A 12,073-nucleotide genomic window follows, 5' to 3' on the forward strand; every position below is an offset into this window, starting at 1 on the left:
GTTTGTGCCTTGTAATAGGTGGGGCCAAAAGAAAACGGCGCGACCTAGGTCGCGCCGTTCGTGTTTGAGCTTGGTATCAGTCAGTCTTAGATGTTGCCATAGGCGGCAATGATTGCTGCTACCTGTGCATCGTTGAGCGACTGCTTTTGAGTGTCCGACATTGCGTCGATCCTAGTGTCCTCCATGCCCATGATTGCTTCAGTCGTCAGGCCAGCAAGCGACTTGACGTTGAGGGCCGCAATTTCATCGGTCGTGAAGGAGTTGAGTTCTCCAGCGTCGAGTGTTGCGACCTGTGCAGATGTCAGAACTGCTACCTGCGTGGATGTCAACGCCGCGATGTTGGCGGTGGTGAAGGCCTGCAGCTGTGCGGTTGTCAGAGCCGCCAGCTGAGTTGCACTGATGGAAGCAGCCTGAGTGGTTGTCAGTCCGACGATAGCATCGGTCGACAGTGAAACAATCTGCTTTGCCGTCAGTGCAGCAACCTGGCCCGTTCCGAAAGCAGCAAGCTGTGCGGAAGAGATCGATGCCAGTTGCTTGTCCGTTAGTGTTGCGATCTGAGGGCTGGTAAGAGCAACGATCTTGTTGGTTGCAAGAGCAGCCATCGTGTCCGTTGTCAGGCCAGCAAGCGATTTAACGTTAAGAGCAGCGATTTCATCGGTCGTGAAGGAGTTGAGTTCGCCACCGTCGAGTGTTCCGATTTGAGCGGCTGTCAGAGAACCGACCTGTGTCGAGGTCAGTGCCGCAATGTTGGCTGTAGTGAAGGCTTCCAACTGTGCGGTTGTGATAGCCGCCAGCTGAGTTGCGCTGAGCGCCGCTGTCTGATTGCTTGTCAGTCCGACGATAGCGTCGGTTGACACGGAAACAATCTGCTTTGCTGTCAGTGCAGCAACCTGGCTCGTTCCGAAAGCAGCAAGCTGAGCGGAAGAGATCGATGCCAGTTGCTTGTCCGTCAGTGTTGCAATCTGAGGGTTGGTGAGAGCAACGATCTTGTTGGTTGCAAGAGCAGCCAGCGTTTCCGTTGTCAGGCCAGCAAGCGACTTGACGTTGAGGGCCGCAATTTCATCCGTCGTGAAGGAGTTAAGTTCTCCAGCGTCCAGTGTTCCGATTTGAGCGGCTGTCAGGGAGCCGACCTGTGTCGAGGTCAATGCTGCGATGTTGGCTGTGGTGAAGGCTTCCAACTGTGCGGTTGTGATAGCCGCCAGCTGAGTTGCGCTGAGCGCCGCTGTCTGATTGCTTGTCAGTCCGACGATGGCGTCGGTTGACACGGAAACGATCTGCTTTGCTGTCAGTGCAGCGAGCTGACCTGTTCCGAAAGCGGCAAGCTGTGCGGAAGAGATCGATGCCAGTTGCTTGTCCGTCAGTGTTGCGATCTGAGGAGCGCTGAGGGCGGCGATCTTGTTGGTTGCAAGAGCAGCCAGTGTTTCCGTTGTCAGGCCAGCGAGCGACTTGACGTTAAGAGCAGCAATTTCATCGGTCGTGAAGGAGTTGAGCTCGCCAGCGTCCAGTGTTCCGATTTGAGCGGCAGTCAGAGAACCGACCTGTGTCGAGGTCAATGCTTCGATGCTACCAGTCGTGAAGGCTGCCAACTGTGCAGTTGTGAGCGCAACGAGTTGCTTGTTGCTCAGGGCTTGCACTTGGTCGCTTTTCAGGCCTGACAACATCTCTGAATTAAGAGCTGCAACCTGCTTGTCTGTCAGTGCAGTGATCTGCGCTGTTGTAAGTGCAGCAAGCTGACCCGAGGTGATGGATGCAACTTGGTTGGTTGTCAGTGTTGCGACCTGAGGGGCGGTGAGAGCAACGATCTTGTTGGTTGCAAGAGCAGCCATCGTGTCCGTTGTCAGGCCAACAAGGGACTTGACGTTAAGAGCCGCAATTTCATCGGTCGTGAAGGAGTTGAGTTCGCCAGCGTCGAGTGTTCCGAGCTGACCGGCTGTCAGGGAGCCGACCTGTGTCGAGGTCAGTGCCGCGATGTTGGCTGTGGTGAAGGCTTCCAACTGTGCGGTTGTGATAGCTGCCAGCTGAGCTGCGCTGAGCGCTGCTGTCTGATTGCTTGTCAGTCCGACGATGGCGTCGGTCGACACGGAAACGATCTGTTTTGCAGTCAGTGCAGCGATCTGACCCGTTCCGAAAGCAGCAAGCTGTGCGGAAGAGATCGATGCCAATTGCTTGTCTGTGAGTGTTGCAACCTGAGGAGCGCTGAGTGCGGCAATCTTGTTGGTGGTAAGACCAGAGATCGCATCCGTTGTCAGGCCAGCGAGGGACTTAACGTTGAGAGCAGCAATTTCATCCGTCGTGAAGGAGTTGAGTTCTCCAGCGTCGAGTGTTCCGATTTGAGCGGCAGTCAGAGAACCGACCTGTGTCGAGGTCAATGCTTCGATGCTACCAGTCGTGAAGGCTGCCAACTGTGCAGTTGTGAGCGCAACGAGTTGCTTGTTGCTCAGGGCTTGCACCTGCTCGCTTTTCAGGCCTGACAGCATCTCTGAATTAAGAGCTGCAACCTGCTTGTCTGTCAGTGCAGTGATCTGTGTTGTTGTAAGCGCAGCAAGCTGACCCGAGGTGATGGATGAGATTTGTTTGGTTGTCAGTGTTGCGACCTGAGGGGCGGTGAGGGCGGCGATCTTGTTGGTTGCAAGAGCAGCCATCGTGTCCGTCGTCAGGCCTACAAGGGACTTGACGTTAAGGGCAGCAATTTCATCGGTCGTGAAGGAGTTGAGTTCTCCAGCATCGAGTGTTCCAAGCTGACCGGCTGTCAGGGAGCCGACCTGTGTCGAGGTCAGCGCTGCGATGTTGGCGGTGGTGAAGGCTTCCAACTGCGCGGTTGTGATCGCTGCCAGCTGAGCTGCGCTGAGCGCTGCTGTCTGATTGCTTGTCAGTCCGACGATGGCGTCGGTCGACACGGAAACGATCTGCTTTGCAGTCAGTGCAGCGATCTGACCCGTTCCGAAAGCAGCAAGCTGTGCGGAAGAGATCGATGCCAGTTGCTTGTCCGTCAGCGTCGCGATCTGAGGGTTGGTGAGAGCAGCGATCTTGTCGGTTGCAAGAGCGGCCATCGTGTCTGTTGTTACACCGGCAAGAGACTTGACGCTGAGGGCAGCAATTTCATCGGTCGTGAAGGAGTTGAGTTCGCCACCGTCGAGTGTTCCGATTTGAGCCGCTGTCAGAGAACCGACCTGTGTCGAGGTCAATGCTGCGATGTTGGCTGTGGTGAAGGCTTCCAACTGTGCGGTTGTGATAGCTGCCAGCTGAGCTGCGCTGAGCGCTGCTGTCTGATTGCTTGTCAGTCCAACGATAGCGTCGGTCGACACGGAAACAATCTGCTTTGCTGTCAGTGCAGCGATCTGGCTCGTTCCGAAAGCAGCAAGCTGCGCGGAAGAGATCGACGCCAGTTGCTTATCTGTCAGTGTTGCGATCTGAGGGTTGGTGAGAGCAGCGATCTTGTTGGTTGCAAGAGCAGCCATCGTGTCCGTTGTTACACCGGCAAGGGACTTAACGCTGAGGGCCGCAATTTCATCGGTCGTGAAGGAGTTGAGTTCGCTACCGTCGAGTGTTCCAAGCTGACCGGCTGTCAGGGAGCCGACCTGTGTCGAGGTCAATGCTGCGATGTTGGCTGTGGTAAAGGCTTCCAACTGTGCGGTTGTGATAGCTGCCAGCTGAGTTGCGCTGAGCACTGCTGTCTGATTGCTTGTCAGTCCGACGATGGCGTCGGTCGAGATGGAAACGATCTGCTTTGCTGTCAGTGCAGCGATCTGACCCGTTCCGAAAGCAGCAAGCTGTGCGGAAGAGATCGATGCCAGTTGCTTGTCTGTCAGTGCTGCAACCTGAGGCGTGCTGAGGACTGCCACCTTGTTGGTGGTAAGACCAGAGATCGCATCCGTTGTCAGGCCAGCAAGGGACTTGACATTAAGAGCAGCAATTTCATTCGTCGTGAAGGAGTTGAGTTCGCCAGCGTCGAGTGTTCCAAGCTGAGCGGCGGTCAGAGAACCAACCTGTGTCGAGGTCAATGCTTCGATGCCACCGGTCGTGAGGGCTGCCAACTGGCTGGAATACATTGCAACGATCTGGTTTGCGGACAGAACCGACACTTGGCTCGTGGCGACCGCCTGAAGCTGATCAACGGTCAAACCGACGATGGCCTTTGCCGAGATGGCAGCGATCGCGTCTGTCTTGAATGAGGAAATCGTGCCAGCGTCTAGTGCTGCAATCTGCTTGGAAGATAGCGCAGCAGTCTGAGTTGCGCTCAGGGCAGCAACGTCAGAGGTTTTCAGGCTGGCCATAGTGGTGGTTGAAAGATTGGCAATCTGTTTGACAGAAAGGGAAGAAATAATCGAAGTCATGGACACGTGCCCCCGTTGATAACTGACCAAAGCGCCATTCGCCGTATCAATTCTCTGCCGCGCAACCACGAGGGCTGATCCGGTCCCCCGGATGCGCAAGGCGCGAATTGATAAGGTGTCTCAAGCGCTCGACGATAGCGTCGATCGAGTGAGCGTCCTTGTGGACAACAGCATGTTAAGCAGAACATGGCTCGTGTAGAGCCGGCGCATCGGGGGGCATCATGCGTGCAGAACTCTCTTCGAGAGTCTGGTCCCTACGCCATCGTTCACTAGAGCCCATTTGACAGAAGCTTTCGGTGCGCGCGTCGCACTCAAGATCGTGCGATCACGGACACCTCACATGAACAGCGTCACTATTGTACGCCAAGTGTGAATTATTGGTTAACACGACGGGCAGACCCATGTGTTACCAAAGTTAACGCAGAGTCTAAACTACCCTCATATTCTTAAAGCGCGAAATAAGCTGAGCCATAATGATGGATTTCCGAATCATGTACAGGTCATTCTAATAGTATTTGCGTGTTGTATTTGCACGCAAAATAAAAAACAGTTTCTAACGCCTAGATGGTGACTTTTTTTGGGTTTGGCTGGTTTTCGCAGGACTCCAAGAGATAAAAAGTATTTCGAGTTGTGGTTTTCAAGAAAAGCAGGATTCCAACGAGGCCATTCTTAAATTCTGGACCAGTAAAAATCCAAAATAAAAGCATAATCTGGTTATGTAGACAGTAAAGGTGCGTGAAACTCTGAATCGTTCGAAGAACGGTGGAGATATAAAAAACCGGCTCGCGATCACGGGATCGCGAGCCGGGCGTGACAGTCAGCAGGTGGGAATGGTCAGCTTTGTGACTGACTTTGGCTCTGGGCGTGCTGGACAGTGACTGATACCGTCAGGCTTTCATCGGAAAGGCCAACGCGCATGCCGGAAACCGGCGCGCAGTCGCGATAGGAGAGCCCGCTGGCGATGCGGACGTAACGCTCGTCAGGGCAGAGCTTGTTGGCGGCATCGAAGCCGACCCAGCCGAGACCGGGAACGTGGGCTTCGGCCCAGGCGTGGGTGGCGATCTGTTCTGCGACGTCTTCCATCATCAGATAGCCGGACACGTAGCGGGCGGGCATGCCCATATGCCGGGCGGCGGAAATGAAGATGTGGGTGTGGTCCTGACAGACGCCTTTGCCCGCTTCCAAAGCCTGCTCCGCTGTCGTTTCCGTGCCTGTCGAACCGGTTTCGTATTCGACCTCGAGATGAACCAGTGCCATCAACTCGTGCAGTCTCTCCAACGGCGTGTCGCCGGTAGACTGGCGAACGAGTTCACGGATGAGCTTGCCGGGCTTGGTCAGCGGCGTCTCGCGCATGAACAACCACAGCGGCGCGTTGCCGATATGGGCACCGAAGACGCCAGCCTTGTCGATGGTCTCGACCTCGCCACGGGCAATAACTTTGACCGTGCTGCGCGGCCCTTCGGTTTCCACCAATTCGACGCGATTGCCGAAGTGGTCGTCGTAGCGCACTTCCAGCGTTGCGCCATCGACGGTGACTTCCCAATCCTTCACGGTCTGGGTCGGCCCGCTCGCAGGCGTTAACCGCAGGCGTTGCAAGGAGTAGGGGACCGGCTCGTCATAGAGATATTCGGTCGTGTGATTGATTTTCAGGCGCATGTCGTATCCCCTCACGTCCGCTTACTGATAAAAGCGGTAGCCATCCGTAATTTCCTGCCCCAATTGGGCGTTCTTGTTGACGAACAGCTCGAGAAACTCGTGCAATCCCTGATCCATTACTCTGTTTATGGTCGTTTTCTGCAACGTTGCCTGAATAGCTGCTGCGGTATCGTGGGCTTTATGTTTCTCGCTGTAGTCTTCGGCGAGATGGCCAAGGTTGCTGACGATCTTTTCGTAACAATAGGCCAGCGATCTTGGCATCCGTCCGTTTAAAATCAGAAAGTCAGCAATATTGGCAGGTTTATACTCTGCGTCATACACCCAGCCATAGGAGCGATGGGCCGAAACGGAGCGCAGGATCGACTCCCATTGGGCATTGTCCAGCGATGATCCGACTTGGGCCGCAGCTGGCAGCAGGACATAGTATTTCACATCGAGAATACGCGCTGTGTTGTCGGCACGTTCGATGAAGGTGCCGATGCGCGAGAAGTTGTAGAGATCGTTGCGCAGCATCGAGCCGTGGAAGGCGCCGCGCACAAGTCCTGCCCGATGTTTAATAACATCTATGACTTGAGGTAATTCTGCGGCTTTTACTTTGCGGCCAAGAAGATTCTTGAGTTCAATCCAGAATTCGTTTGTCGCTTCCCATGTTTCGCGCGTCAATGCGGTGCGCACCATGCGTGCATTGTTACGACCGAATTCGATGCAAGACATGACGCTGGAGGGGTTGGCCTTGTCGCGCAGCATGTAATCGATGGCATCGACCGAGGTCACCTTTTCATGGGTCTGGAGAAATTCCTCGCGTGCGCCAGCACTTTGCAGCACGCCGTCCCAGTCTTCGTCGGCACTGCCGCTGCGGGTCAGCGACACGCGCATGCCTGCATCAACCAGCCTGGCAATGTTTTCCGCGCGCTCGATATAGCGGAACATCCAGTAGAGTCCGTTCGCCGTTCTTCCCAGCATGGCTTAGTCCTCCAGTACCCACGTATCTTTGGTGCCGCCGCCCTGGCTGGAATTCACGACCAGTGATCCCTGCTTGAGGGCAACGCGTGTCAGCCCGCCGGGAATAATCTTCACCTTGTCCGAGACGAGAACATATGGACGAAGATCAACGTGGCGTGGCGCGATGCCGTTTTTCACCATGATAGGCACTGTGGAAAGCGAAAGTGTGGGCTGTGCGATGTAGTTCGAGGGGCGGGCACGCAGTTTGTCGGCAAACAAAGCGCGTTCCTTCTTGGACGCTGTCGGGCCGACGAGCATGCCGTAGCCGCCCGAACCGTGAACTTCCTTCACCACCAGATCGGCTAGATTGTCGAGAACGTATTTCAGGCTGTCCGGCTCGGAGCAGCGCCATGTCGGCACGTTTTCCAGAAGCGGCTTGCGGCCCGTATAGAACTCGACGATCTCAGGCATATAGGAATAAATAGCCTTATCGTCCGAAATACCGGTGCCCGGTGCATTGGCGATGGTGATGTTGCCTGCGCGGTACACATCCATGATGCCGGGAACACCGAGCGCCGAATCCGGGCGGAAGGTGAGGGGGTCAAGGAAATCGTCGTCAACACGACGGTAGAGCACGTCGATGGCCTCATAGCCTCGCGTTGTCCGCATCTTGACCTTGCCATCCATGACGCGCAGATCCGAGCCTTCGACGAGTTCCACGCCCATCATGTCGGCCAGATAGGAGTGCTCGTAATAGGCCGAATTGAAAATACCAGGGGTCAGCACTGCGACGCGCGGCTTGCCCTTGCAGCCTGGAGGTGCCAGCGATGCCAGCGATTGACGCAGCTGATAGGGGTAATCTTCGACCCGTTGGACCTTGTTCTCATGGAAAAGTTCCGGGAACATCTGCATCATGGTTTCGCGGTTTTCCAGCATGTAGCTGACACCGGAAGGCGTGCGGGCATTGTCTTCCAGAACGTAGAACTGGTCTTCTCCGGTGCGCACGATATCCGTGCCGACAATGTGCGTGTAAACGCCGCCCGGTGGTTTGAAGCCTATCATTTCGGGCAGAAATGCCTCATTGCGCTCGATTAACTCGCGGGGGATGCGTCCGGCGCGAATGATTTCCTGCTTGTGATAGATGTCGTCCAAAAAGGCGTTGAGCGCCAGCACGCGCTGCTCAATACCCTGCGCCAGCTTGCGCCATTCACGACCGGAGATGATGCGGGGAATGATGTCGAAGGGGATGAGCTTTTCAGCGCTGTCGGCATGCCCATAAACGGCGAATGTGATGCCGGTCTTTCGAAATATGTTTTCGGCATCCCGGGATTTCTGGATCAGGTGCGATCTGTCCTGCCGGCTGTACCAATCATTATACTTTTCGTATGGGCTTCGCGGCGATGAGTCCGCATTTATCATTTCGTCAAATGCCAACTTTAGGTTCCCCATTTTTGTCCATTTGATTACAAGGACGCGCGCAATGCAAGAACCATGCGTCGTCTCAAGTCAGATTTTTTAGATCGGTCCCCGGACGCTAAACACACATAAAATAAGCAGTTTTGGTTCTTGTTGCGTTAAAATGCGGCAGGGGAACGAAAGGTTGCGTCCCACAAACTGTCCTGCGATGTGTGTTTGGACCATTGCAACCTAAAGACTGCACAAGTTTTCACCACTTACACGCCGCCAGTCGGGCTGCAATTCGTGTCTCGAAGCGATCTTTCGTTAATCGTCACATGCCGCCGATTAGAGGTTTGTTAACCATAAAATTATACTCCTTGGTAACAGAGAGATTCATCGACCGGGGGTTACATGTCTATTTCGCGCCGTGGTGTCCTGTTTGGATTGCCGCTTCTTCTTGCTGGTTGCGCCAGCACCAATTTTGCACAGCAGAGAAACAACTACGCAGCCATTCCGGATGAAAAATTTCCGCTGAAGGCCATGCCGCTGGACAAGATCAATCCCGAGCTTCGCCGTCAGCAGGTCGCGTATGCGACCACGTACCCAGCGGGCACCGTTGTTGTCGATACGCCTGCTCGCCGTCTTTATTATGTGATGGGCAATGGTCAGGCCATGCGTTACGGCGTCGGCGTCGGACGCCAGGGTCTTGCGCTGAGGGGCGATGCCTATGTGGGTCGCAAGGCCGAATGGCCGAGCTGGACGCCAACGCCAAACATGATCCGCCGTGAGCCTGAGCGGAACCTGAAATATGCAGGCGGCATGCCGGGCGGCCCGAACAATCCGCTTGGTGCCCGCGCCTTGTATCTGTATCGGGGCGGCAACGATACGATGTTCCGTCTGCACGGCACAAACCAGCCGCAATCCATTGGTCACGCCATGTCCAGTGGCTGCATTCGCATGCTGAATCACGACATCGTCGATCTCTTTGAGCGCGTACCTGTTGGCGCTCGTGTGGTGGTTCTGCAAGCCTAACGATCTTAGAAACGCCTTGATCCGGCGCTTTGAGAGCCGGATCGCAACCCGCCACGGTGCCCAGCATGTGTCGTTTTCTCGCCTATACCGGTTCTCCCGTCTGGCTCGACAGCCTTCTGATCGAGCCGGAAAGCTCGCTGATCAGCCAGTCGATGGCGGCGCGGGAGGCGAAAACGGTGGTGAACGGCGATGGCTGTGGCATCGGCTGGTATGGCGATCGGGACGAGCCCGGCATTTATCGCGGTATTTTGCCCGCGTGGTCCGATCGAAACCTGACCTCGCTGTGCCACCAGTTGCGCTCCAGCATGTTTCTCGCCCATGTCCGCTCCGCCACGACCGGCGGCGTTTCCATGGCGAATTGCCACCCTTTCGGCTTTGGCCGCCACCTCTTCATGCATAACGGCCAGATCGGCGATTATGAAAAGGTCAAGCGCACCATCGAAGCGCATATCCCGGATAAGGTCTATTGTTCGCGCGCGGGCAATGGCGATAGTGAGGCGATGTTCCTGATTGCGGCGGGCTTCGGTCTCGACCTCGATCCGATCGAGGCGTTTCGCAAAACCATTCAATTGTGCCTTGATGTCGTTGATCACTCCGGTCTCCACCTGCCAATTCGCTTCAGTGCCATCCACGCGGATGGGGAGAAAATCCATGCTTTCCGCTGGTCCAGCGATGAGCGGCCACCGACCCTGTATTGGCGCAACATGGGGGCAGGCATTGCCGTTGCCTCCGAACCGTTTGGAACGGGCGCGGAAAAATGGGAAACAATTTGCGCCAACACGGTTGCAACCATCGTCGGGACCGACATAACATTCCAGCCGTTCAATCCGGTGGAACAGCCTCAGGTGCGCATGATAGCCTGATCAGGCTGGTCCTATAATGTCAGGGTCTCCAATTGCTTTTCTTTCTGCGCGATAACATCCGCTGGCTGGGTGCTGGCTTTGCGATGCTGTTTGCGTCCTCCTTCGGCCAGACATTCTTCATTTCGCTTTCCGGCGGCGAAATCCGGCGTGAGCTTGGTCTCACAGATGGGGAATTCGGGCTGATCTATATGGGCGTCACACTTGCATCCGCGTTCAGTCTCGTCTGGCTGGGAAAGCTTCTGGATGCCAAGGCGTTGCGCCTCGTGGTGTCGATGACAGCCATTGCACTCGCGCTTGGCGCCATACTGTTGTCGCAAGCCACGTCTCTTGCGGTGCTCATTCTCGGTCTGTTTTTTCTGCGCCTGTTTGGACAGGGCATGATGGTGCATACCGCCTATACGACCATCGGGCGCTGGTTTGCAGCGGAACGTGGCCGTGCCGTGTCGATATCGGCGCTGGGCCTGAATGCGGGGCAGGCGATGTTGCCGCTCCTGGCAGTTGCGGGCATCGCTGCGTTCGGGTGGCGAAATCTCTGGGCCGTCGTGGCAGTCTTCATGCTTGTTCTGCTGATCCCGCTTCTTTCGCTTATCAAGCACGAGCGCTTACCAACTCCGGTGGCAGTCTCTCAGAAAGCTGTGGTTACCAGACACTGGACGCGCAGTGAGGTGCTGCGCGATCCATATTTCTACGGCCTGATGCTGGGAATGCTGCCGCCCGCCTTTATCAGCAACACGATTTTCTTCCATCAGGTGCATCTGTCGCAATCCAAGGGGTGGCCGGTCGAGACATTTGCATCGGCGTTTCTGATTTACGCCGTGGTTGCCGTCACCAATTCGCTGCTCTCCGGCTATCTCGTCGACAGGTTTTCAGCCCTCCGCCTGCTGCCCTTCTATCTCATTCCCTTTGGTCTCGGCTGCATCTTTCTCAGCGTCATCGATGCGCCGTGGGTCGTTTTCGCGTTCATGATCCTCTACGGAATTTCAGACGGCTTCTCGCTCACACTCTTCGGTAGCCTTTGGCCTGAAGTTTACGGCATCAAATTTCTGGGCGCGATCCGCGCTGTGATCGTCGCGATCATGGTCTTTGCCTCGGCGCTGGGGCCTGGTCTGGGCGGTGTGCTGATCGACTGGGGCGTGGCATTCACCGCGCAAATCATGGTGATGGGTGTCTATTGCATCCTGATCTGCGCCTTAATGTTGTCGCTGACCCGTCATGTTCGCATGAGATAAGGCGCCGTTTTCGTTGCGTTTTCGACGATTTTCCCCGGGCGTGGGGAGGGACGGGCGACCCGCCTTTTCCACGCACTTCTAAGTGATCGCAGAGCATGTTGTTTTTGGATGCAAACCGTGTATCTCGATTAGTTGTATTTCTAAGTTAGGTTTTAACGATCAAAAGATCGAACCTGCGTCATAAGGACAAACACATGGCATTTTTTGACAAACTGTCGCGGTATCAGCCCTACGCTCTGGCTGCACTGCGGATCATCGCTGCGCTTCTGTTCATTGAACACGGCACGCAGAAGCTTTTCGGCTTTCCTGCTTCGCAGATGGAAGGCTCGCTTCCTCCCATGTTGCTGACGGCTGCCATTATCGAAACCGTATGCGGTGTGCTGATCCTCGTCGGCCTTTTCACGCGTCCGGCTGCCTTTCTGGCCTCGGGCCTGATGGCCTTCGCCTACTTCATGGCCCATGCACCGAAGAGCTTTTACCCGGTGCTGAACGGTGGCGACGGTGCCATCCTGTTCTGCTTCATCTTCCTGTATCTGGTCTTTGCAGGCCCGGGTGCTTTTTCCGTGGATGGAAATCGCCGGTAATTATCGCCGCGCAGACAAAGTTGCCGACGCCGCTT

At 55.6% G+C, this 12,073-nt stretch carries 8 protein-coding genes; 4 read left to right on the forward strand and 4 right to left on the reverse strand.

Features of this window, described 5'->3' with window-relative positions:
* Window positions 1-86 precede the first annotated feature (86 nt).
* The 4 genes from QRN55_RS07340 to QRN55_RS07355 form a co-directional block, all read right to left on the reverse strand.
* Entirely contained in the window at window positions 87-4,334 is a 4,248-nt protein-coding gene (locus QRN55_RS07340) for a beta strand repeat-containing protein (RefSeq protein WP_284776040.1), read from the reverse strand.
* An 834-nt stretch (window positions 4,335-5,168) separates the two neighbouring features.
* Window positions 5,169-5,990 (reverse strand): transglutaminase family protein, encoded by an 822-nt coding sequence (locus QRN55_RS07345; protein WP_284776042.1) that lies wholly within the window; start codon window positions 5,988-5,990, stop codon window positions 5,169-5,171.
* A gap of 21 nt (window positions 5,991-6,011) precedes the next feature.
* Window positions 6,012-6,953, reverse strand: a complete 942-nt coding sequence (locus tag QRN55_RS07350) for an alpha-E domain-containing protein (protein WP_284776044.1) — start codon at window positions 6,951-6,953, stop codon at window positions 6,012-6,014.
* Between the two features lie 3 nt (window positions 6,954-6,956).
* Window positions 6,957-8,366: a circularly permuted type 2 ATP-grasp protein gene (locus QRN55_RS07355; RefSeq protein WP_162694359.1), complete on the reverse strand. Its 1,410-nt coding sequence runs from the start codon at window positions 8,364-8,366 to the stop codon at window positions 6,957-6,959.
* A gap of 375 nt (window positions 8,367-8,741) precedes the next feature.
* On the opposite strand from QRN55_RS07355, the gene QRN55_RS07360 reads away from it, so the two are divergent.
* The 4 genes from QRN55_RS07360 (at window position 8,742) to QRN55_RS07375 (ending at window position 12,038) form a co-directional block, all read left to right on the forward strand.
* A complete protein-coding gene (locus tag QRN55_RS07360) occupies window positions 8,742-9,362 on the forward strand; it encodes a L,D-transpeptidase (RefSeq protein WP_111837745.1) in 621 nt (206 codons plus the stop codon).
* Window positions 9,363-9,427: 65 nt separating this feature from the next.
* Window positions 9,428-10,225: a class II glutamine amidotransferase gene (locus QRN55_RS07365; protein WP_284776048.1), complete on the forward strand. Its 798-nt coding sequence runs from the start codon at window positions 9,428-9,430 to the stop codon at window positions 10,223-10,225.
* A 32-nt stretch (window positions 10,226-10,257) separates the two neighbouring features.
* Window positions 10,258-11,454 carry an MFS transporter gene (locus tag QRN55_RS07370; RefSeq protein WP_284776049.1) on the forward strand — a complete coding sequence of 399 codons (1,197 nt, stop codon included), beginning with the start codon at window positions 10,258-10,260 and terminating at the stop codon, window positions 11,452-11,454.
* Window positions 11,455-11,648: 194 nt separating this feature from the next.
* Window positions 11,649-12,038, forward strand: a complete 390-nt coding sequence (locus QRN55_RS07375) for a DoxX family protein (protein WP_111837747.1) — start codon at window positions 11,649-11,651, stop codon at window positions 12,036-12,038.
* The last annotated feature ends 35 nt before the right edge of the window (window positions 12,039-12,073 follow it).

This window comes from Agrobacterium sp. lyk4-40-TYG-31 (genome assembly GCF_030209855.1).
GTDB classification, from domain to species: Bacteria; Pseudomonadota; Alphaproteobacteria; order Rhizobiales; family Rhizobiaceae; genus Agrobacterium; species Agrobacterium vaccinii.